General features: G+C 51.5%; 20 protein-coding genes and 1 pseudogene. 13 read left to right on the top strand and 8 right to left on the bottom strand.

Features of this window, described 5'->3' with window-relative positions:
* Window positions 1-5 precede the first annotated feature (5 nt).
* The gene (cmtB, locus tag IV433_RS00455; protein WP_195812880.1) at window positions 6-452 is read right to left on the bottom strand and encodes a PTS mannitol transporter subunit IIA; all 447 of its coding nucleotides are present in this window, start codon (window positions 450-452) and stop codon (window positions 6-8) included.
* A gap of 463 nt (window positions 453-915) precedes the next feature.
* On the opposite strand from cmtB, the pseudogene IV433_RS00450 reads away from it, so the two are divergent.
* A pseudogene (locus tag IV433_RS00450) lies at window positions 916-1,017 on the top strand (molybdopterin-binding protein); the annotation flags it as partial.
* Between the two features lie 378 nt (window positions 1,018-1,395).
* Window positions 1,396-1,731 carry a DUF1493 family protein gene (locus IV433_RS00445; RefSeq protein ID WP_195812881.1) on the top strand — a complete coding sequence of 112 codons (336 nt, stop codon included), beginning with the start codon at window positions 1,396-1,398 and terminating at the stop codon, window positions 1,729-1,731.
* A gap of 110 nt (window positions 1,732-1,841) precedes the next feature.
* On the opposite strand, the gene ompX is transcribed toward IV433_RS00445, so the two are convergent.
* Window positions 1,842-2,375 (bottom strand): outer membrane protein OmpX, encoded by a 534-nt coding sequence (gene ompX, locus IV433_RS00440; RefSeq protein ID WP_195812882.1) that lies wholly within the window; start codon window positions 2,373-2,375, stop codon window positions 1,842-1,844.
* A gap of 398 nt (window positions 2,376-2,773) precedes the next feature.
* Between ompX and rhtA the strand changes: the two genes are divergently transcribed.
* The 10 genes from rhtA (at window position 2,774) to ybiO (ending at window position 12,519) form a co-directional block, all read left to right on the top strand.
* Complete coding sequence (rhtA, locus tag IV433_RS00435) at window positions 2,774-3,748, top strand: threonine/homoserine exporter RhtA (RefSeq protein WP_195812883.1); 975 nt, start codon at window positions 2,774-2,776, stop codon at window positions 3,746-3,748.
* A 189-nt stretch (window positions 3,749-3,937) separates the two neighbouring features.
* A complete protein-coding gene (locus IV433_RS00430) occupies window positions 3,938-4,501 on the top strand; it encodes a fasciclin domain-containing protein (protein ID WP_195812884.1) in 564 nt (187 codons plus the stop codon).
* A gap of 64 nt (window positions 4,502-4,565) precedes the next feature.
* A complete protein-coding gene (locus IV433_RS00425; RefSeq protein WP_152324271.1) occupies window positions 4,566-5,147 on the top strand; it encodes a sigma-70 family RNA polymerase sigma factor in 582 nt (193 codons plus the stop codon).
* On the top strand, window positions 5,144-5,821 hold the full coding sequence (locus IV433_RS00420) for an anti-sigma factor (protein WP_195812885.1): 678 nt from the start codon (window positions 5,144-5,146) through the stop codon (window positions 5,819-5,821). The genes IV433_RS00425 and IV433_RS00420 overlap by 4 nt, the downstream gene beginning before the upstream one ends.
* 416 nt (window positions 5,822-6,237) lie before the next feature.
* The gene (gene dps, locus IV433_RS00415; RefSeq protein WP_015696542.1) at window positions 6,238-6,741 is read left to right on the top strand and encodes a DNA starvation/stationary phase protection protein Dps; all 504 of its coding nucleotides are present in this window, start codon (window positions 6,238-6,240) and stop codon (window positions 6,739-6,741) included.
* 102 nt (window positions 6,742-6,843) lie between these two features.
* Entirely contained in the window at window positions 6,844-7,110 is a 267-nt protein-coding gene (locus IV433_RS00410; protein WP_152324284.1) for a DksA/TraR family C4-type zinc finger protein, read from the top strand.
* A 401-nt stretch (window positions 7,111-7,511) separates the two neighbouring features.
* Window positions 7,512-8,255 (top strand): glutamine ABC transporter substrate-binding protein GlnH, encoded by a 744-nt coding sequence (gene glnH / locus IV433_RS00405; protein ID WP_152324285.1) that lies wholly within the window; start codon window positions 7,512-7,514, stop codon window positions 8,253-8,255.
* A 110-nt stretch (window positions 8,256-8,365) separates the two neighbouring features.
* A complete protein-coding gene (gene glnP, locus IV433_RS00400) occupies window positions 8,366-9,025 on the top strand; it encodes a glutamine ABC transporter permease GlnP (RefSeq protein ID WP_152324286.1) in 660 nt (219 codons plus the stop codon).
* Complete coding sequence (glnQ, locus tag IV433_RS00395; protein ID WP_165058189.1) at window positions 9,022-9,744, top strand: glutamine ABC transporter ATP-binding protein GlnQ; 723 nt, start codon at window positions 9,022-9,024, stop codon at window positions 9,742-9,744. Before glnP ends, glnQ begins: the two co-directional genes overlap by 4 nt.
* Window positions 9,745-10,368: 624 nt before the next feature.
* Window positions 10,369-12,519, top strand: a complete 2,151-nt coding sequence (gene ybiO / locus IV433_RS00390; protein WP_370530236.1) for a mechanosensitive channel protein — start codon at window positions 10,369-10,371, stop codon at window positions 12,517-12,519.
* Between the two features lie 274 nt (window positions 12,520-12,793).
* On the opposite strand, the gene IV433_RS00385 is transcribed toward ybiO, so the two are convergent.
* Both IV433_RS00385 and rlmF read right to left on the bottom strand, forming a co-directional pair.
* The gene (locus tag IV433_RS00385) at window positions 12,794-14,104 is read right to left on the bottom strand and encodes a methyl-accepting chemotaxis protein (RefSeq protein ID WP_195812887.1); all 1,311 of its coding nucleotides are present in this window, start codon (window positions 14,102-14,104) and stop codon (window positions 12,794-12,796) included.
* A 340-nt stretch (window positions 14,105-14,444) separates the two neighbouring features.
* The gene (rlmF, locus tag IV433_RS00380; protein ID WP_195812888.1) at window positions 14,445-15,413 is read right to left on the bottom strand and encodes a 23S rRNA (adenine(1618)-N(6))-methyltransferase RlmF; all 969 of its coding nucleotides are present in this window, start codon (window positions 15,411-15,413) and stop codon (window positions 14,445-14,447) included.
* Between the two features lie 197 nt (window positions 15,414-15,610).
* On the opposite strand from rlmF, the gene IV433_RS00375 reads away from it, so the two are divergent.
* On the top strand, window positions 15,611-16,243 hold the full coding sequence (locus IV433_RS00375; RefSeq protein ID WP_195812889.1) for a flavin reductase family protein: 633 nt from the start codon (window positions 15,611-15,613) through the stop codon (window positions 16,241-16,243).
* A 73-nt stretch (window positions 16,244-16,316) separates the two neighbouring features.
* Here IV433_RS00375 and IV433_RS00370 read toward each other — a convergent pair whose 3' ends face one another.
* The 4 genes from IV433_RS00370 to dinG all read right to left on the bottom strand — a co-directional run bounded on the left by IV433_RS00370 (window position 16,317) and on the right by dinG (window position 22,699).
* The gene (locus IV433_RS00370) at window positions 16,317-18,179 is read right to left on the bottom strand and encodes a M3 family metallopeptidase (RefSeq protein WP_195812890.1); all 1,863 of its coding nucleotides are present in this window, start codon (window positions 18,177-18,179) and stop codon (window positions 16,317-16,319) included.
* 111 nt (window positions 18,180-18,290) lie between these two features.
* Complete coding sequence (locus IV433_RS00365) at window positions 18,291-18,632, bottom strand: zinc ribbon domain-containing protein YjdM (RefSeq protein ID WP_104921359.1); 342 nt, start codon at window positions 18,630-18,632, stop codon at window positions 18,291-18,293.
* A gap of 868 nt (window positions 18,633-19,500) precedes the next feature.
* Entirely contained in the window at window positions 19,501-20,463 is a 963-nt protein-coding gene (gene ybiB, locus IV433_RS00360; protein ID WP_195812891.1) for a DNA-binding protein YbiB, read from the bottom strand.
* 61 nt (window positions 20,464-20,524) lie between these two features.
* Complete coding sequence (dinG, locus tag IV433_RS00355; RefSeq protein WP_195812892.1) at window positions 20,525-22,699, bottom strand: ATP-dependent DNA helicase DinG; 2,175 nt, start codon at window positions 22,697-22,699, stop codon at window positions 20,525-20,527.
* Window positions 22,700-22,891: the final 192 nt, after the last annotated feature.

Below are 22,891 nucleotides of genomic sequence, written 5' to 3'. Positions count from 1 at the left end.
TAAAATTATTGTGCCTGAGCGATAATTTCAATTAACTGCTGCGAGGTGTTTGCATTAAGTAAAGATTCCATCTGTGATTCTTCGCAAAACATTTCACTCAATGCCTGAATAGCACCGATGTGTGCATCAGAATCAGCTGCAGACAAACCTATTAATAATTTGACTGGCTCTTCTATTTCGCCAAATACAACAGCATTTTTGAGTAATGTTAATGACAGCCCTGTTTTTAAAGCACCGTTCTCCGGTCTTGAGTGCGGCATGGCAATCAAGGGGGCCAGAATATAATACGGCCCTGTTTCTAATGTCGTTCTTTTTATTGCTTCTACGTAATCCGGGGTGACATATCCATTTTTCAAAAGAACTTCCATTGAAAAATCGACAGCCTGCATCCAGTCCGTAGCATTATCTTTTATTGATATTGAAGATTCAGGGAAATAATCAATTAGCCGCATGCTGTATTCCTATTTTTTTGCAGAGAGAGGTTTTTATTTGCAATTAACCTAACGCTGTAAAAAAAACAAATCAAGCCATGCCCCGGCAAGGCCAAACAAAATAACGGCGAAAACATTATCTTTTTAATTCAATTGGTTAAATTTTTATTTTTGGCACAAAATGCCATGTCAATAGATTAAATGTGACGTAATGCACAATTTGCAAATCTATAATATTCAAAAATCTGCAACTAAGATCACATAATAATGGTTGAATAATGCATTTTTTGTGGTTTCATCTTGAGGCATCAGTGTTGATATTTTTGATTAAGGAAAAATTATCAGCACAAAGGCTATGCCTGAAAGTGAAACAATTTAATGGCAGGCAGGCCAGATTTTGCGATGTGTTGAGTAATCGGATATCGCAATAAAACTGCAATTTCATAAAAATACAAAACAGCATAAATCATACTAAATCATAACAGGCTTCAAAAACGCCAAACATATCGGCGCGATTTTCGTCACCAATACTAATCCGGGCGGTTACTGGGAAGACCAGGGTTATAACTGGTTTAGCGGGATTTGATAATCCCTTAGCCCTTTATTCTATATTTCGGCTGAAATTCAATAAGTAGATTTCATTATCCGGATCAATAATAGTGGCATTTCCAGCCATCCCTGCCGGAAAGGCATAATTTCAACTTCATTATTTAAATTACTTGTCTTAAAAAACCCTCCCTTCATTTAAGCCAGACTGATTAGTGAAATAGTTAACGGCTCATCTATTATATTTTTAAAACCCTGCAAAATAACACACAATATATAACCCAGATCAACAAACAGGCTTTTTAACGACAGAGTTCACTTCCTCTATATTGCTGAATTTCGTCCCCCGTAATATACAAGGATTCATAAACACGCCATTAAGAGACTACAACATGATTGCGCGGGGTAAAGATAACATATGGTAGATGATATTGAACAACGCATATACGCACTGGTCAGGCCTTTTAACGGCGTTTATCTTTTCAATAATAAGAAGAGGCAGGAAGTTTTTACGCCGGAAACGGATCTGGATACAGATTTGAAGTTAGATATCGGTGAGGCTGAAGATTTAATGGATAAGTACTTTTCTGAATTTAACGTTCAGAGAGATAACTTTAATATTGAAAAATATTACCCGTATGAACCTATTTCATGGAATCCTTTTAAAAAAAGAATTCTTATTCCCGTACCTGATTTCACCATAGGAATGTTAATAGAATCGGCCAAAGCAGGCCGCTGGTTGTACGATCAATGAAAAGGAGTTTTAACGATGCTGTACCAGTTCACAGACATAAAAAAACCGCTCTTTCGAGCGGTTTTTGTTTTCGCGATTGGGTAACGGCAAGCGTTACACAGGGCGAAGAATTAGAAGCTGTAACCCACGCCTGCGATCCAGGTGCCAACATCAACACTGCGGATGCGGGACTGTTCGTAGGAAACGTCCAGAGCAACGTTCTGGATTGGGTTGAACTGCAGACCAGCACCGTAAGAGAAACCATAATCGCTGGTGTCTGATTTTTCACGGTTAGCGGTAGAGGCAACGTTTTCGTTGTACTGGAATTTACCGTAGCCCAGACCGATCACGCCGTAAGCAGAAACCCAGTCGTTGATGCGGTATGCAGGACCTGCAGTGATGCCGTAGTACTGTGCTTTACGGTAGTCACCAGAAGTCGGGTTGCTATCGTCCTGAATGTAAGTGAAAGAGCCGATAACGCCCAGTGGGTTGTTATCTTGCTCGTAACGGTACTTCAGGTTGAAGCCGTTTGCTTTGTTTACAACGCCTTGTGCGTCACCCTGAGCGTAGCCAGCAGAAACGGTGCTGGTACCAGCGAATGCGCTAGAGGAAACACCCAGTGCTACGACGCAAGCTAATGCGGAAAGACATGCAATTTTTTTCATAAACCACCTCAAAAAGAGAAACCAAAGTAACCTTCACGTTCCAAAATATAACAAAAACCAGTGTGAAACTCTGCCTCAATTAAGATGTCCAAAGCATCATATGGTGTAACAAAAAGTTTCCAGTACTTAGTATCTATCTAAATTTATTGAGATTTTCGTCACTAAAACTATAAGATAAACTTATTGAACTTTTTGGAATTAGCAGATAATTCCTAAATTTTTGGGCAAAAAAACGCCACTTTTTGACAATTTTTTAAGAAACGCATTCTGAAAAAACTTTTTTTTGAGGATTTTTTCCCGCGTGATTTCCCACTACACTGACTGTGCTTTACCTTTCTTTTCAAAACTATAAATCTGAAGATTCCGGATCCATGGGATCACCTCAAAAGGCGCAATGGATGTCACAGTCAGAACAAAATCAGCCGCAGGACTCTCAGGACGCGGCACATAATAATGGCCCGCCACTTCCCGCGTTACCCCGGAAAGCTTCACCGCTGATCGCCATCCTTTTATTACTCGTCGCGATGCTCTCATTACAGGGTGGTGCGTCGCTGGCCAAAACGCTGTTTCCGGTCGTCGGGCCGCAAGGGGTGACTGCGCTGCGTCTGGGCATCGGTTCTATTCTGTTACTTCTCTATTTCCGACCGTGGCGGCTTAAAATGCGCGGCGGTAATTTCCGCGCGCTGCTGATGTACGGCCTGGCGCTCGGTTGCATGAACTACAGCTTTTATCTGGCGCTGCGTACCGTGCCGTTAGGGATCGCTGTTGCACTCGAATTCACCGGTCCGCTGGCCGTTGCGATGTTTTCCTCGCGCCGTCCGGTCGATTTCATCTGGATCGTGCTGGCCGTTGCCGGGCTATTGTTCCTGCTGCCACTGGGGCAAAGCGCGGGGGGAGTAGATCTGAAAGGTGCCTGTTTTGCGCTGATTGCCGGTGCCTGCTGGGCCGTTTATATTCTTGCCGGTCAGAAAGCGGGCAGCAGCTACGGGCCGGGTACGGCGGCGATAGGCTCTGTAATTGCCGCACTGATCTTCTTTCCGATCGGGGTCGCGCAGGCGCATACCTCTATTTTCAGCTGGGAGATTTTGCCGTTAGGCCTGCTGATCGCCCTGCTCACTTCTGCAATCCCTTACTCGCTGGAAATGATGGCGCTGACCAAACTCCCGGCCAAAACGTTTGGCACGCTGATGAGCATGGAACCGGCGATGGCAGCACTTTCAGGGATAATTTTCCTGGGTGAGTTCCTGACGGCCTCACAGTGGCTGGGGCTGGCCGCGATTATTGCGGCGTCTGCCGGTTCGACGCTGACGCTTCAACGCAAAGCCAAAATAGAAACGGTCGATATTCCGGGCAATAATCCTTCAGGAAAGTAAATCCGCGCTGAATTTTCAAAAAAACCACGTCATCCTGATGTGGTTTTTTTCTTTTCTATCAATATGTTGAAAAATACTTTCGGATTTTTCATTTTATTTCATCTATTCCTGCATCCAAAAGCAGGGGGTCATTCGTATGTATAGATGTGAGGCAAGACCTTACCTACTTAACCTACGAAGGACACCATCATGAAAACATTACTCCGTACTGCTATCTGTGCTTCTCTTCTGCTGAGCACTGCGTCAATGGCTGCAATGATGTCTCAAAACACCACCATGGTCGGTGGCGCTGAAATGTATCCGTCTAAAAATATCGTAGAAAATGCCCTGAACTCTAAAGATCACACCACGCTGGTGGCTGCCGTTAAAGCCGCAGGTCTGGTCGATACTTTACAGGGTAAAGGCCCGTTCACCGTGTTTGCCCCAACCAATGCCGCCTTCGCTAAATTACCGGCTGGCACCGTTGAAAGTCTGGTGAAACCGGAAAACAAAGCCACACTGACCAGCATCCTCACGTATCACGTGGTTGCGGGTAAATATGAAATGAAAGATCTCGAAAAACTGCTGAAAAAAGGCAACGGCACCGCAGAACTGAAAACCGTAAACGGCCAGCCACTGTGGATCCTCAATAACGGCCCGCACAATATTCAGCTTAAAGATGGCAAAGGGAATATCGCCAATATCAGCACTTATGACGTCCAGCAGAAGAACGGTGTGATCGACGTCATTGATACCGTCCTGATGCCAAAATAATACCGACTATACTGAGGGCATGATTTCTTTATGAAACAGCACCTCAGCAAGTCAGGACGGGCGAATGCATGACAATTTTTTAGTTAAGCCAACACCAGAGAATGCGCTGGAAGTACAGCGTGAACTGATGAGCGCCATGGCCGTTGGCGACCGACAGGCATTTGAGCAGTTATACCGTCTGACGTCCCCCCGGTTGTTTGCCGTCGCATTACGCATGTTGCGCCGGCACGCCTGGGCAGAAGAAGTTTTGCACGACAGCTACATCACTGCGTGGAACCGCGCCGGTTCGTATAATCCGGCGCTCAGTTCCCCGATGACCTGGCTGACACACATTGTCCGCAACCGCGCCATCGACTGGATGCGCGGGAGCGACAATCAGCTCGATGAGCTGGATGACGACGTCATGAACAGCGACGCCAGCGACGTTGATGAGCCTTTGCAACGGCTGCAACAGGACAGCGATGCCAAAATTCTGGCGGCTTGCCTGGCGCACCTTCCCGCAGAACAACGACAGAGCCTGATCCTTGCCTATTATCAGGGCCTGTCTCACGGCGAGGTTTCCTCACATTTACAACAACCCCTGGGGACGATAAAAAGCTGGATCCGTCGCGCCCTGGATCACCTTAAGAGCTGCGTCGGACTATGAAAAGCAGAAGCCATTATCAGGCTGCCCTCGCAGCCGAATATGCACTCGGCACCTTGCGCGGCGCGGCGCGGATTCAGTTCGAGCGCAAAATGCGCGATGACCCGACGTTAGCGGCTGAAGTCGCCCGCTGGCAGGAGGCGTTTACCCAGCTCGATAATCAGATTATCCCGGTGATCCCACCCGCTTCGGTCTGGAAACGCATTCAGCACAATCTGGCCTTACAACCCGAAAAACGCCCTGCTCCGGCGAAAAGACCGATGCGCGGATACATTGGCTGGGCGCTGGCCGCCGGGCTGGCCGCGTTGTTGCTGATCCCTCACCTTCTGGTACAACCCGCCGCACCAACGCCGGTCGCCATTCTGGCCAGCAGCGCCGGGCAGCAAAACGGGCAATGGGTGGTCAGCGTCGATATGAGCACGCGCAGCCTGTTGCTGACACCGCTCAGCGCACCGGATCTGGCGGCTGACCGCAGTCTGGAACTGTGGGCTATTCCGCCGGGCGGCAAACCGCGTTCGCTCGGCTTGCTCAACACGCAGCAACCAACGCAGTTAACGCTGGCCGCAAAAATGCCGGACCCGGGTTATACGCTGGCAATCAGCCTCGAACCTCGCGGCGGTTCTCCAACCGGACAACCGACCGGCGCAGTGCTTTACAGCGGAACGCTGGCACTGTAATCCTTTCAAGTTATTTATATAAAACGGCAGATATTCTTCTGCCGTTTTGGCTAATTCTATTCAAAATAAATAATTACCCGGTCTGACTGTTATTTCCCGCCATTACCCATGAGCATTATGAATATATATTCACACCAGAAGTTACATTGAAAAATATTCATCACACTTAAATGAAAATAATTATCACTATTAGTACTTATTAATTCCTGGATAAAAAATACAATTACGGATGAATCCTATGCATCTGAGAAATCAGTATGATAGGTTTAACAGGTCGGCGAGACAGTCCTTTTAGACACACGCTATCAGAACGATAGGAACGACTGTCCTGCAAAATTGTGATTTATTGCTATACTAAATGCAGTTACGAAATACATTATTTAGCGTTTATTTTAATGAAACAAGGAGATATGAATATGAGTACCGCTAAACTGGTCAAAACGAAATCTTCTGAACTTATCTACACACGCAACGATTTAGATGAGAGCGTCAAACTCAATACCATCAAAGTGCTTAACCGTCTGGTGACTGAATATATTGATCTGTCGCTGATCACCAAACAGGCACACTGGAACATGCGTGGCGCAAACTTTATTGCCGTTCATGAAATGCTCGACGGCTTCCGCACTGCGATTATCGACCATCAGGACACCATCGCAGAACGTGTCGTTCAGTTAGGTGGCGTTGCGCTGGGTACCGTGCAGGTTGTTAACGATAAAACCCCGCTGAAAAGCTACCCGACCAATATCCACACCGTACAGGAACACCTGAAAGCGCTGGCTGAACGTTATGCTGTTGTGGCTAACGATACCCGCAAAGCCATCAGCGAAGTGGAAGACGAAGATACCGCAGATATTTTCACTGCTGCATCCCGCGACCTGGATAAATTCCTGTGGTTTATCGAATCTAATATCGAGTAATCACATTCCGGCACCGCAGGATCAGGCTGCGGTCATCTGAGTGATTAATGCGAAGCGGGTTGGCCTTTAATGCCAGCCCGTTTTACTTTTCCGGAGGTCATCATGGCAAGCGGATGGGCGCAAGATGGCGCCGTTCAGGACCAGATTGATTCAACGGTAAATGACGCGGTTGACCGCGCACGACAGTCGCTCGGACATGGCGAAAGTGCCCATTTTTGCCGGGAATGCGGAGAGCCGATCCCGGAAGCTCGCCGGAAAGCGCTTCAGGGCGTTCAGTATTGCGTCACCTGCCAGGCTGAGCTGGATAAAAAGCAGCAGGATCATGCCGGATATAATCGCCGGGGAAGTAAAGACAGCCAGCTGCGCTAGATTTTTTTCTTATGACGGGTTGCACCATTATGGTTCAACCCACCTCGGTTTTTCCTCAGATCCCACCCTTCCCCTCTTTACATTTGCTTCAATATTGAGCAGTGGTTTTACGCACGTTCTGAAAAAGTTAGAGCGAGTTATCATTTGGATGGCATGATTGTTAATTAATGATTGTTTAAAATACAACATCTGGTTAATGATGACGCGATGCACCATGAGAGAACATTGCAAGATGTAACAATGCACCACAAATGTGCAATTCCGGATTAATCTGCAGCTTGAACGGTTCAGCAAGACGATAAGCCATTGAATTTTAAAATAGATGAATAATGGCATGAATTTTGCAGTTAAGCGTCGTAACATAAGGTCGTTCCCATAATATGTACAAAGGAAATTCACTGATGAAGTCACTCTTAAAAGTTTCCCTGGCCGCGCTGACCCTGGCCTTTGCCGTTAGCTCACACGCCGCAGACAAAAAACTGATCGTAGCTACCGACACTGCGTTTGTACCGTTTGAATTCAAACAAGGCGACAAGTATGTCGGCTTCGATATCGACCTGTGGGACGCGGTCGCCAAAGAGATGAAAGTCTCTTATGAACTGAAACCAATGGATTTCGGCGGCATCATCCCTGCCCTGCAAACTCACAACATCGATCTGGCACTGGCCGGTATCACCATTACGCCAGAGCGTAAAAAAGCGATCGACTTCTCTGACGGCTACTACAACAGCGGCCTGATGGTGATGGTTAAGAGCAACAACGACGCCATCAAAAGCGTTAATGATCTGAAAGGCAAAGTGGTTGCAGTGAAAAGCGGCACCAGCTCCGTTGACTACATGAAAGCCAACGTGCAGACCAAAGATCTGCGTCAGTTCCCGAACATCGACAGCGCTTACATGGAACTGGGGACAGGCCGTGCTGATGCTGTAATGCACGACACCCCGAACATTCTGTACTTCATCAAAACTGCCGGTAAAGGCCAGTTCAAGGCCGTCGGTGATTCACTGGCTGGTCAGCAATACGGTATCGCCTTCCCGCAAGGCAGTGACCTGCGTGAGAAAGCCAACGCGGCTCTGAAAACCATCAAAGAGAATGGTACTTACGCGGCAATCTACAAAAAATGGTTCGATACTGAACCTAAGTAAGTTTTTTTCATTTAAGTCGTTCCTCTATATAGAAATCTGACTTGATAAGAAGCGCCTGACGGGGAATTCTCCGGACAGGCGCAGTTTGTTGTTTTACCAGGAGATAATCCATGCAGTTTGACTGGAGCGTAATTTGGCCCGCTCTGCCTATCCTGCTCGAAGGCGCCAAGATGACATTGTGGATTTCGGTCCTCGGTCTGGTTGGCGGTCTGATTATTGGTGTGATTGCGGGTTTTGCCCGCGCGTTTGGTGGCTGGTTTAGCAGCAACATCGCACTGGTATTTATCGAGCTCATTCGCGGTACGCCTATTGTCGTACAAGTAATGTTCATTTATTTCGCACTGCCGATGATGGTTCCCGATCTGCGTATCGACCCGTTCAGCGCGGCGGTGGTGACAATCATGATCAACTCAGGTGCATACATCGCTGAAATTACGCGTGGCGCCGTGTTGTCTATCCATAATGGTTTCCGCGAAGCGGGCCTGGCGCTGGGTCTGTCGCGTCGTGCGACCTTGCGTTACATCATCATGCCGCTGGCGTTGCGCCGCATGCTGCCACCGCTGGGCAACCAGTGGATTGTGAGTATCAAAGATACCTCGCTGTTTATCGTCATCGGTGTCGCCGAGCTGACCCGTCAGGGCCAGGAAATCATCGCCGGTAACTTCCGCGCCATGGAAATCTGGAGTGCGGTTGCCGTTATCTATCTGATCATCACGCTGGCTCTGAGCTTTGTTCTGCGCCGCTTAGAACGCAAACTGAAAATTATATGATTGAATTCAAGAACGTCTCAAAACACTTTGGTAAAACCCAGGTGCTCCACGACATCGATCTGAACATTTCTCAGGGTGAAGTCGTGGTTATTATCGGGCCATCTGGTTCCGGTAAATCCACTTTGCTGCGTTGCATCAACAAGCTGGAAGAAATCACGTCCGGCGAGCTGATTGTCGATGGCCTGAAAGTGAATGACCCGAAAGTCGACGAACGTCTGATCCGCCAGGAAGCCGGTATGGTTTTCCAGCAGTTCTATCTGTTCCCGCACATGACAGCGCTGGAAAACGTGGCTTTCGGCCCGATCCGCGTTCGTGGTGCGTCGAAAGATGAAGCCAATAAACTGGCGAAAGAATTGCTGGCAAAAGTCGGTCTTTCCGAGCGCGGTAACCACTACCCGTCTGAACTTTCCGGCGGACAGCAACAGCGTGTGGCGATTGCCCGTGCGCTGGCGGTGAAACCTAAACTGATGCTGTTTGATGAGCCAACCTCTGCGCTGGATCCGGAACTGCGTCATGAAGTATTGACCGTCATGAAGCAGCTGGCCGAAGAAGGCATGACGATGGTTATCGTGACGCACGAAGTCGGCTTCGCCGAGAAAGTGGCATCACGGTTAATCTTCATCGATAAAGGGCGTATTGCGGAAGACGGTAAACCGGCAGATCTGGTGAATAACCCACCGAGTGAGCGTCTGCGGGAGTTCCTGCAACACGTTTCCTGATTTGCAGGGAGGCCGGCGGTTTTTACTGCGAACGCAGACTGAGAATATTTCGGTTTCTCAATAGCGGTGATCTCTTAACGCGCAGCGCCGAAACCGACCAAAGGAGGGAAGTGCTTTCCCTCCTTTGGATTCCTCCCCGCTTTTTCAACAAGCGCTTCGCTTGCTGGCTATGTTTCAGAAACTCTCCTTATTGCCGCGAAAACTTGCCGCTCCGCGGTACCTTCGTTTCGGTCTTCGAGCCTCACGTCTCGAAACACTCACTCAGCAAATTTTCTGAAAGCGGCCACTGGCTATGTAATTCGAAAGATTAATGCGGTTAATTCACTGAATTCGAATAAAAAAAATTATCCGGTTTACTCCTCCCCCTGCGAAGGGGGAGGCCGGGAGGGGGTTTGGCAGACGATTTCGCGGCCTGAACCAGTACCCTGACCACGCCTTGTAGCACGTCCTTTCACAAATTCTTGCCACAATTTTTCTACAATACCGTCACCGATGCTTTACCCTTAGGGCAGCAACACTTCCGACTAACGCTATTTTGAGAGAGGAACAATGCCGCATAACGACAGGACTCCGTTGGCTCACCGCATCCAGACACCGATATTTTCAGCTCTGCTGTTTATCACAATCTCCCTGTTCAGCGCCTTCAGCCATGCGGCTGAGGAAAAACCCGCCGCTGCCGATCAACAGAAAGCTTCTTACGCCGCGCTGGCCGATATTCTTCAGGATGATAAAGCCCGCGCCCAACTGATTACCCATCTGCGGGAAGCCGCCGGAACCACGCCGGCAACAAAAGCGCCTGCCGAAAACACCGCTCCGCAGGCTGAACAGCTTTCGCTGATTGACCAGCTGGTGGATACCACGCAGCAAACCGCTTCCGGCTTTATGAAGCGCGTACAGCAGCTTAAAGACACCATCAATTCCGGCCCGCAGCATCATTTTAATGCCGCACGTTTCTTCCCGGCGCTGGGGTATTTTCTGCTGACCGTCGCCGTGACCTTTGCGTTTTTCCATCTGATTCGCCGGCTAATCGGGCCGCTTTATCTGCGCCTCGGACGCTGGGGAAACCATGCGCGTCTGAAAGAAGCCCACTGGTACAAACTGCCCGCCAGCATTATCGGGGCTTTCGCAGTTGACCTCGGAATTCTGCTGCTGACCGTCGCCGCCGGTAATTTGTTCACGCAATATTTCAACGGCGGCAGCCCGCTGATTGCGCGCCTGCAGGCTTTGTTCCTCAGCGCCTTCGCGGTGATTGAATTCTTCAAAGCCGTTTTGCGCCTGATCTTTGCGCCCGGCTTCAGCTACCTGCGCCCTTTCCCGCTGGCGGATGTCACGGCGCGCTACTGGAATACCCGCCTGGCGTGGGTCAGCGGGCTGATTGGCTACGCGCTGATGGTCGGCGTACCGGTGGTTGCCACACAAATCAATTACACCACCGCCGCTGTGGTGAATTTCGTGGTGATGCTGGCCCTGACGGTTTACGCCAGCTGGCTGATTTTGCATAACCGCCGAACAATCCATCATGAATTCAACCTGCTGGCTGAACGTTCGATGGCATTTTTCAGCGTCATTCTCCGCGCCCTCGGGCATGTCTGGCATCTTCTGGCGGTCAGTTATTTCGTGGTGTTGTTCTTTCTTTCGCAGTTTGATTTTGCCGGAAGTCTGCGCTTTATGATGGCCGCAACGATTAAAAGCCTGGTGATTATCGGCATCGGCGCGCTGATCTCCGGCCTGCTTTCGCGCTGGATTAACCGCCGTATCACCCTGCCCGACGACGTTAACCGCCGCTATCCGCTGCTGCAAAAGCGCATTAATTCTTACATTCCGGCGGGTCTGAAAATCATCCGCGTGCTGGTGGTGCTGAGCGTGACGCTCTCGCTGCTCGACGCGTGGCAGATTTTCAATCTCAACAAATGGTTTATGACGGAGACCGGCGAGAAAGTGATCAGCGGTCTGGGCCATATGCTGTTTATTCTGTGCTTCGCCATTGTGGCCTGGACGCTGCTTGCCAGCGTGATTGAACATCGTCTGGCGCAGGAACTGAGTAACGGCGCACGTCCGAGCGCCCGTGAGCGCACGCTGCTGACCCTCTTCCGCAACGTCCTCGCGATTGTGATTTGTACGATCACCATTATGATCATGCTCTCGCAGGTCGGGCTGAATATCGCCCCGCTGCTGGCCGGTGCAGGTGCGCTCGGTCTGGCCGTCAGTTTCGGTGCGCAGACGCTGGTGAAAGACGTGATCACCGGTATTTTCATCCAGTTCGAAAATGGTATGAATACCGGCGAATACGTCACGGTGATGGGCATCAGCGGCACGGTTGAACGCATGACCATCCGCTCGATTGGCCTGCGCGATATCTACGGCGTGTATCACATCGTTCCCTACTCTTCGATAACGACGCTTTCGAATTATGAACGTGAGTTTGGCGTCTACCGGGCCAGCTATAACGTCAGCCGCAATGAAGACGTGGACGCCGCCAACGCCGTCCTGCGTAAGGCCGTAGAAGCGCTGCAACAGGATGAGAACATCAAACCGTTATTGCTCGGCGAACCGATTTATCAGGGCGTCGTGGGATTAGGCGATCAGTTCTTCACCCTGCGGGTGCTGGTGCGCACAAAAGCGCTGGAACAGTGGACGGTGCAGTATGCGCTTGACCGTTTAGTGAAGAATCACTTTGCCGCCGCAGGGATCGAGATGCCGAGGCAGGCGGTTCAACTTTATGCCGATGCCCCGTCGGTGGGGGTTACAGATGGCCGGTGCAGAGACAGTGTTTAAGGTCAACACCTTGGGCTTGCTGACTATAATCCAGTTGCCGCCTCTGTTGCCGCAAAAACGGCTCGGGAGCTATGTAATTCGAAGCATCACTGCAAGATGGTTTTGATTTGCTCCTTCCCCTCTCACGAGGGGAAGGCCGGGATGGGGTGTGGGTTGCAGCAGCTTAGTTGCCTGCTAAACCCCCTCCCAACCTCCCCCTTCGCAGGGGGAGGAGCTAACCAAATGTCTGTAATCTTTGAAAATTTCACAAGCTACTTTTAGCTCCCGCCTCCCGCTAATGCCTCGTTTGCCCCTGATCCCCGGTGATAACCGAAAACTCCGCCATCATCCGCACCAGATCCTGCATCCCCAGATTGACCTGATTAATCACATCGCCCGCATTGCGGCTCAGCGCGACACCGCCGCCCGCGCGGTTAACGCAGTTCCCCATGCCGTCGATTGCCGCCATCACACCGTCGCGGATGCTTTGCGTCAGCTGATCAATTTCCACGGCGGCTTTCCGCGACTGATCCGCCAGCGAACGCACTTCACCGGCGACCACGGCAAATCCCCTGCCCTGTTCGCCCGCGTGCGCGGCTTCGATGGTGGCGTTAATCGCCAGTAAGTTGGTTTGCGAAGAGATGCGCCGGATGGTATCCACCATCTCACCAATCTTTTCAGAGGTCTGCCCGAGCTGGCCGATAATGTCCGACGTACGGCGCGCCAGCGCTTCGACTTCCTGCATATCTTCCACGGCTTTCTGGACGATGGTGACCCCTTCTGCCGCCGTTTTGTCCGTCGTCAGCGACAGTTCGTGGACGTGCGTCATCATGCTTTCCTGCTGACGCTGCTGCGCCATCTGGCTGGTAATATCCTGTGCGATTTTGACGATTTTCAGCACCTTGCCGTCATCATCCATGACCGGGTTGTAGCTGGCTTCCAGCCAGATTGCCTGGCCGCGACCGTTCATCCGCTCGAAACGCCCGAGGATAAATTCTCCGTTACGCAGACGCTGCCAGTGATTTTTATATTCGTGGGTATCACCAAACTTCGGCAGACAAAACATCGCGTGAGGGTGGCCTTTGATTTGTTGCAGAGAATAACCCATGACTTTCAGGAAGTTATTGTTTGCAGAAATCACATTACCTTCGGGGGTAAAGGTAATCAGTGCCATTGAACGGTCAAGTGCTTGTAAAATTCCCTGATGCTCGTGCGATTCTGTAATTCTTTCAGAGACATCACTGGCAATTTTAATTATTTCAGTGACTTTGCCTTGTTTATTTTTAACAGGAACATAAGTGGCTTCGAGCCAGATTAATTTTCCACTTTTATGTACTCGTTTAATATTCCCGCTGATGGACTTTCCCTGCCGTAAACCTTCCCAATGCAAGCGATAGGCATCGCTGGCAACGAACTCTGGCGTGCAGAAAATCAGGTGAGGCTGACCAACGACTTCCTGCCTGTTGTAGCCCATGCCCTTAAGGAACAGGTCATTGACCTCAAGCACCACGCCGTCTGGCGTGAAGACAATCATCGGTACAGCGTCCTGAAGTGCTGCGAATTTATCACGCCATGCCGTACTAAACTGATGAGAAAATAATTGCATAGGACAGACACCCTGTGGCTGATAACGTGAATTAATGCGTGGTCGCAATTAATTTAAAAAATACACACGTGCTAATACCTGTGGGTTATTCGTCAAATAACGATAATCCACAGAACATTAGTCTGACCCCTGGGCGGGTTTTAGGCAGGTTTGCTGAAGCTAAACAAAACGCGTTTAAATAAAATCACGCGATAAATCATTATCAGGATAATTAATCAACTTTCTTATAGTGAATTAAGCATAATTTAATCCAATGAAAAAGAAAGGTCAGGCAGGAGTATTTTTTCCAGCCTGTTTGTCGTCAGAATAACAGGCTGGAATAAAGAAGATTACAACGTGATCAGACTGACCAGCGCTTAATCGCCCAACTTTTTTGCTGCGATGGCGTCAGGAAAGTCCAGGCGACGAAGCGGCTGATTTTATTCCCCTGCGTCATCTCGATGGTGCGGATATCCGTCACACCCTCTTCGTTGAGCGCGTCATACAGTAGCGGAAGTGTTGTTTTTTTAGATACCAGCACGGTGTACCAGAAACAGTTCTGTGCTTTACCGGCGCTCTCTTCCGCCATGCGGACAACAAACGCTTCTTCGCCGCCTTCACACCACAGTTCATTGTGCTGACCGCCGAAGTTCAGATCCGCCGTACCGGCACGGCGATCCAGCCCAAGATTCTGACGTTTACGCTGGCTGCCTGACGCCGCATCTGCCGCCGACGCATGGAAAGGCGGGTTGCACAGCACGGCATCATAACGCTCGTCGTGACGGATAATGGTATCGAGAATACGCGGCGGTTTCGCCTGCAAACGGAAACGTACCTGATTGGTCAGTTGCGGGTTGGTCGCGACAATTTTCTTCGCGGCAGCCATCGAAACCGGGTCAATCTCACTGGCGGTGAAACGCCAGCCGTATTCACGCAGGCCGATAATCGGATAAATACAGTTCGCACCCACACCGATATCCAGCACGGAAATGTCTTTACCCTGCGGGATATTGCCGTTGTTGCTGCTGGCCAGCAAATCAGCCAGATGGTGAACATAATCAGCGCGGCCCGGAATTGGCGGGCAAAGATAGTCTGCCGGAATGTCCCAGTTTTCAATCTGATAGCAGTCACGCAGCAAAGCACGGTTCAGCGCTTTTACAGCCTGCGGATTGGCGAAATCGACGGACAGATCGCCCCATTTATTTTCACTGACAAACGGCGCCAGTTCCGGGCTGCTGGCAATCAGGGCCGGGAAATCATAGCGGCTGCGATGACGATTTCGCGGGTGAAGACCGCTTTTTTCCTGAGGGAAGACTTTCTTTTTTTCCACCTGATTGACTCTCCGAAAGGTGTTGCGCGACGCACAAAGCATGCGATGGGGCGTTGATATTCATTAATGGCGCACAAGATAACACAAACCAGGGCGGCCTGCCGCGCGCATCCGGGCACATAAAAACGCTCAGTGCCTGTTTAAAACGGGTAATGTACGAATCAGTGTTTTGATGAATCTTTTAACTGAGGAATATCATGAGCGTTGATGATCGTTATTATTACGAACCTGCAAGCGGTCACGGCCTGCCGCATGACCCGTTAAACGCCATTGTCGGCCCGCGTCCGATTGGCTGGATCTCCTCGCGCAATGCCGCCGGTCAGCGAAATCTGGCGCCTTACAGCTTCTTCAACTGCTTCAATTATCGTCCACCGATCATTGGTTTCGCCAGCAGCGGCTGGAAAGACAGCGTGGCGAATATCGTCGAAACCGGCGAGTTTGTCTGGAATCTGACCACGCGCCCGCTGGCGGTCAAAATGAATGAAAGCTCGGCCACGCTGGAACGCGGCGAAGACGAATTTGCGTTTGCTGGCCTGACGCCGCAGCCGGGCAAGATTGTGGCGGCCGACCGCGTGCTGGAAAGCCCGGTAAACTTTGAATGCAAGCTGACGCAGTGCATTCAGTTAGAAACCGCCGCAGGCGGAAAAATCGATACCTGGCTGGTGCTCGGTGAAGTGGTGGCCGTGCATATCGCGCCGCACCTGCTGGTTGATGGTATTTATCAGACCGCCCTCGCCGAGCCGGTTTTGCGTGCTGGTGGCCCTTCGGCTTACTACGGTATTTCTGAAGATTTTCGGTTCGATTTAATACGCCCCGACGCCCGCCAATAACCGCGATTTAAGCCATCAAAAAACCGCCACCGGTTCAGCACCGGATGGCGGTTTTTTTTACGCTACGACGCGGTTATTTCGAACCGTAATTCTGATCGACAAAATCCGCGAAATCCTGACACATTGCCTCATCGCCGTCGGCGCTGTCAGCCAGGATGCGTTTCCCGTCTACCACACGAATATGCACGTTGAGATCGAAACTGGCTTCCGGCTGTTCACGCTCAGAAGCCTTCTCAATCGTGCGCTGCGCATCTTCCCACGCGGCGTCTACCGTCTGATTACACGCCTGCGCCAGATAATCCGGATTGAAGCCCTCGCCGGTCAGGCTGCGCAAGGTATCGTCGTGGCTGACGCTGTTGCCCGGCGTCCAGTAATGCTTCGCCAGATCCGGGCCAATCGCCGGGTTATCGGTCAGATAGCCGTCACGTTTGAGGAAGAACGCACGCGTTTGTTCGACGGCCATCAGCGCCAGCAGGTAGCCCTGATAAGAACAGGCGGATTCCATCGACAGTAAATGCGGGATCGCCAGCGTCGGACGCGGGCTGCCGGTCACGCCGAGAATATGCGTTTCGACGTCACGCGCCAGCGCAATCATGGCTTCCGGCGTGCGTTTTTCATCCGGCCACTGATAAAGCTGCCATTCGAAATACGGCACCAGCAGAATATGGCGCTCGTTAAAAGAGCGCATTGGCTGGCGGGCTTCGATACTGGCGCGGATCAGTTCATCCGGCACCGGCTCACCCGCCGTATTTTTCGCATAACGTTTCAGCCAGTCCGCGTCTTCCAGCAGGCTGTCGCAGAACATCGACTGCGTTTCGGCGTAAGCCATGGACGTTGGCGGAAATTCCTGCGAGAAGCATGGCGCATTCTGGCGGATATTGGCAAAGTGCGCCGCGTGGCCGCCTTCGTGGAACAACGTATTCAGCCCGCTTGCGCCGCTGCCAATCTGATCCGGCTTTGCCAGGCTGGTGAAGTTGATCACCGCAGGGATCCATTTACCGTTGTCATAAAACGGCGGCACCGGCCCGTGCATAAAACCATTCTCGTATTTGCCTTCACGCACCAGCAAATCCAGCTGCATTTCCGCGCCGTTGAAACCGATGTTCAGGCGCTTAAAGCTGTCAATCCAGCGACGCAGGGAATCGGCAAACGGGAAGTAAGGATCCAGCTGACGGGTCACGTCACCGGCGCTGGCGAAGCGGATATTCCACGGCAACAGCGCGGCGTCACCTTCGCGGGCAACCAGCTCATTCAGGCTGCGCGTGTTGCTCTCACGCGTCTGCTCTTCGAACCGGTCAAGGATGGCGAATAGCTGTTCCGGCGACATGCGCTCGGTTTTATTCACCTTGTAATCGAAGTAATTGCGATAACCCAGCTGACGCGCAAAGCGGTTACGCAGGCTGATCAGCTGCGGCAAGCCGTTATGCAGCAGCCACTCTTCCAGCTCACGTAAGGCGTTTTGCGAACTGCGGCGGTACGCTTCATTTTCGTTATTCGCCTGATTGGTCAGCAGCTCACCCAGCGAGGCATTGACGCGCTCACCTTTGCTGTTGATGTGCGTCATGCGGTACTGCTTACGTTTGCCAAACAGCGCAGATTCCGCCTGAATGATTTCATCGAGCAGCGCCAGCGCTTCAGGGTCTTCGATGACGTTGCAGTCGAAGAAACTCAGCCAGCCGCGAAGGCCGTGCAGCAGCGCATCACGTTCTGCATCCGGCGTTTGTTTTTCGAGACGTGAGATGGCCTCACGCAGCTGCGCGGGACGGGTCGGTTCGGAGATAAAGCGTTTATAAGCCGTTTCGGCAGCGGAGAAAGCACTGGAGACATTTTCATCGCCGGTGCCCATATAGTTTTGCCAGAACAGATTTTCTTTGTTCCGGTGGACTTCGAGGTAGTCGTGATTGAGGGCGTTAAAATAGTCCTGAGCCTGTTTCATGTAATCTTCTCTGCTGAATGTTAAAGAGATTTTACATTGAGTGTATGTTCAGTCAGCGGTTCTGTCGATACGGCAAAACCGCTGAATGCGGGCAGGCTTCAGAATTTGGGATTAGTTTTTCTTAACAAACTCAGATTTGAGTTTCATCTGCCCAAAACCGTCAATTTTGCAGTCGATATTGTGATCGCCTTCGACCAGACGGATGCCTTTCACTTTGGTGCCGATCTTCAGCATGGAAGAACTGCCCTTCACTTTCAGGTCTTTGATTACCGTGACGGAATCACCGTCCGCCAGCAGATTACCGTTAGCATCCACGACCTTCAGCGTATCGTCATCACCCGCCGCATCACCGGCCAGTGCCCAGACATGTCCACATTCAGGGCAATTGAGCATTTCACCGTCCTGCCAGGTGAATTCAGATTTACATGTCGGGCAACTTGGTAACGTTTCCATAACTAAAACCTCAGGTTATGCTTTTAAAAAAGCCATTAAAATCATGAAATAAATTTCACACATGCCCTATTTTAGCTTTTAACCACACATTTGAACAGGGTAAGAGGAGTTTCCGGGTATTAAACCGAATACCCTGTTCGGTTTTTGGCGCTTACAGCAGGCTTTCTAAGAACGAGTAAATTTCGGTTTTTCATGCGCGGAGCTCGCTTAGCTCAGGTCAAAACCTTGGGCTCGCCGCCCAAACTGGCCCAAAGGGTTTTAAACGAAACCCTTTGGAATCCTGCGTTTTTTTTAACTGCGCGCTGCCGCTCGCTGGCTATGTTTCAGGTGCCACAGCTATTGCCGCGAAAACTTGCCGCTGCGCGGTTCCCTTACTCGGTTTCGAGCCATTGGTCTCGAAACACTTCGCTCGGCAAGCTTTCTGAAAGCGGCCACTGGCTATGTAATTCAAAGGCAATTTTGTGAGGTCTTTCAAAATGGTGAGATGGCGCGCTCAAAATCCAGCTGAACGGAGCGGCTTCGAGACCTATGGCTCGAAGACCGAGTGAAGGCAGCACGAAGTGCCTGGATTTGCGCCACATGCTGGAGCAGCTGAACATGTCCATCGTCCCAGCGGCAGCGGCAGCGGCAGCGGCAGCGCGCAGTTTAAGAGCCCAGGATTCTCAAGGGGCGCGGCGATAGGCGTTCCTTGAGGCCAGTTTGGGCGGCTAGCCCAAGGTCTTGCCGGTTTGGGTGGCAACCCAAGGTTTTGACCTGAGCTGAGCGATCACCGCGCATGAAAAACCGAAACTATCTCGTTCTAATTTTAGCACCTGCTGTAAGCCCCTCCCTGCAAGGGAGAAAACCGCCTCTAATCCCCGGTCTGGGATTAAAACACCTGTTCTATGATCATCAGCGCTTCCGCTAAATCCCCCGAAACGCCACTCCCCACCAGACAACACGCGAGCTGAATCAGGATCGCCTGCGGGATATCACGTTCGCCATTCAGGCATCCCTGAATAAAGGCCACTGTCGCTGCGACGTCTTTTGAGGCCGGGATAACGGCATCCGTAAATTCCTGCTTTTCAGCCAGAACGCTTTGCTCGCCACCGGCGATAAAGTGCGTCTGCGGGAAGCGTTGCGGGTTAGCGTACACTTCGCCTTCGGTGCCTTGCGTGAGCAGGCCGCGGCCATCGATCTGGCGGAAAAATGAGGAAACGCGCTGCACGTATTCCGGGTGAGAAACGCTGGATAAACGCAGTGAATCCTGCCCGATAAATGGCGTGATGAGTTTTGCCAGTGTATGGCTGCTGTTTCGAACGCCCATCTGCCAGCGCAGGGCCAGCTGTTTTTCAATGGGCGGACACAAAACGGAAACCGGCACAAATACCGGCGCGTTGCCTGCGTCAAGTTGCTGCTGGGCTTGTTCCTGAGACCGGGCGGCTTCGATACCCAGCGCGCGGAAAATCTCGGCGCTGGTGATACGCGTCGGGTCTTCGCCTACACCGTGAACCAGCACCGGTAAACCCAGACGGCTGAGCAGAATCGCCAGCAGCGGCGTGAGGTTCGCCTGTTTGCGCGCACCGTTATAGGTCGGGATCACCACCGGCAGCGGGCGATTTTTCGGTGCCTGAAGGCGCATCACAAACTCTTCCATCGCGCTGTAAAAACCGAGCATTTCTTCTTCGGCTTCGCCTTTGATACGGAACGCAATCAGCAACGCGCCGAGCTGTAAATCAGGTACGTCACCGGCGAGGATTTCGCGATACAGCGCGTGCGACTGCTCCCGGTCCAGATCGCGGGCATGGTTTTTTCCGCGTCCGACTTCTTTGATGAGTTTGGTGTAATCCATCGTACCGTTACCTTATCAGTTCAACTGCTTATTCAGGGTAAACAAGACTCTGCGAGAAAAATCACCGGCGGCGCGTACGACGACGGGCGGGCTCTTTTTTCGCGGTTTTAAGGAGATCCGGACGTTTTACCGACCCCGGCGCGGGCATTTCAGGTTGCTCAATCGGGAACACCGGCAAAGCCGCCAGCAGGCGCGAACCGTAGCTTTTGGTCAGCAAGCGGCGGTCGTAAATCACGATTTCGCCGGTGCATTCATGGCTGCGGATCAATCGCCCGACCTGCTGGATCAGGTTGAAAGACGCGCTCGGCAGACTTTGCACTTCAAACGGGTAACGCTTCAGCGTTTTCAGCCATTCGCCTTCCGTCAGAATCACCGGGCTGTCCACCGGCGGGAACGCAATTTTATGAATATGCACCTGCGTCAGCAATTCGCCTTTCAGATCCAGCCCTTCGGCGAAGGATTGCAGACCAATCAGCACGCTGGTGGTACCCGCAGAAACACGTTTGCGGTGCTCCTCGACCAGACGATAGCGCGGCTGATCGCCCTGTACCAGCAGCATCAGACGCAGATCCGGCAGCAGTGAGACGAACTGTTGCAGGGCGCGGTTACTGGCGAACAACACCAGCTGACCGGTATGTTTTCCTTTCGCCAGCTCAGTGCGGAAGAAATCTGCCATCTCCTGCAAATGCGCCGCTTCGTTCGCCAGAACCGGCTCAAGCGTCATTTGCGGGATCACCAGTTTACCCTGCGTCACGTGATTAAACGGGGAATCGAGGCTGACAAAACGGTCGCCCGCTTTTTCGTTCAGCCCGCTCATTTCCTGAATGCGCGAGAAACTGTTGAGCGAACGCAGCGTCGCGGACGTCACCACCACGTGCGGCACTTTGCGCCACAGCATTTTTTCCAGCTGTTCGCTGACGCGGATACCCGCGCAGTGAAACACCAGATGCGTCTGGTTATCAAAATATGTACGCGTCACCCACTTGCCGATTGGCGCGTTTGACGCTTTATCCAGCGCCGCCAGCCGCCACAGTTTGCTCATGGTTTCGAGATAACCCTGCATGCGGCTCATGTGCAAAATCGCCCGGTGCAGACGCATGATGTCGTGCTTGCCGGTTTTTTCGCTGAGATCGTTCACCATGAATTCCGCCAGACTGCGCAGCCCGTCGGTCAGCTTAAACAGACGGCTGCATTGCTCCGTCAGTTCAGGCGGCAACGCGCCCAGCTCAAAACGGTACTCGGCTTCCGGCTGGTCCGGCGGCAGATACTGGCTCACCGATTGTTCAATAAGCAACAGCAGCTCGCGCATCTCCGCGCAGTGATTTTGCAGGCGCTCGGGATTGGTCAGCGGTGGCGGATTTTTCGGAGTAAACAGCGCCAGACACTGCTCAATCTGGCGCACAAAATTGTCCAGTTGCAGGTGGTTCCAGACGGCCGTAATTTCGGCGTCCACTTCCAGCGCATCGCGTGCGACTTCCGGCAGATGGTGGCCTTCGTCGAGCACCAGCAGCAAATCTTTGGCCGGCGGAAGCACGGATTCAGATTCCAGCGCCGCCATCACCAGCGCATGGTTGGTGACCACCACATCGGCGCTTTCAATCTCTTTTCGCGCCACAAAATACGGGCATTCGCGAAAATAGTGACAGTTACGGCTCAGGCAGTTGGCTTTGTCGGTGCTTATTTTTATCCACAACGGATCGTCGATGGTTTTCTGGTAGTGATCGCGCAAACCGTCCCACTCGTAGCGTGAGAGCGCAGTTTCCAGCGTTTTTGACAGTTTCTGTTCTTCACCGCTGGAAGGCGCAAGTTCATCGCCGAGAAATAATCCCAGATCGCCTTGCGCGTTTTCATTGCTCATCGCCGCCAGATTGCGCGGGCAAACATAGCGCCCGCGACCGAAAGCGCCGGTAAATTTCAGGTCGGGAATGATTTTTTTCAGCAGCGGTAAATCTTTACTGAAAATCTGATCCTGCAACGCCACGTTGGCCGTGCTGACAATCAGCGGCTTTTCTTCTTCGCGACTGACGGCAATGCCAGGGATGAGATAGGACAGCGTTTTCCCGACGCCGGTCGGCGCCTCGATGGCCAGATGCCGGGCAGAATCACCGGAGAAAACTTTCGCCACCTCCGCAATCATCTCGCGTTGCGGAGCACGGGGAATGAAATCCGGGATCTGCTGTTGCAGGGCTTTATACCACTGGCTTATCTGATTTTTTACTGCGGGGGAAAGCGCCATGCATCTCTTTTTTGTACGTCGGGACAGGAATGTTGGGGTCTATTGTCACACAGACCCGCCTGCGGCGCAGCCCGAAATCACGACCAAATTCGCCTTATAATTCGGCATAAAAAGTGGAGGACTTGTAAAAAAAAGAAAAGTTCATTTCTGATTGTCATAAATTGATCACAAATCTACGGTAAAAAATCCTCG

Origin of the sequence: Rahnella laticis, assembly GCF_015644585.1 — a bacterium.
Taxonomy (GTDB): Bacteria; Pseudomonadota; Gammaproteobacteria; order Enterobacterales; family Enterobacteriaceae; genus Rahnella; species Rahnella laticis.
This window is presented reverse-complemented; position numbering and strand designations above follow the sequence as displayed.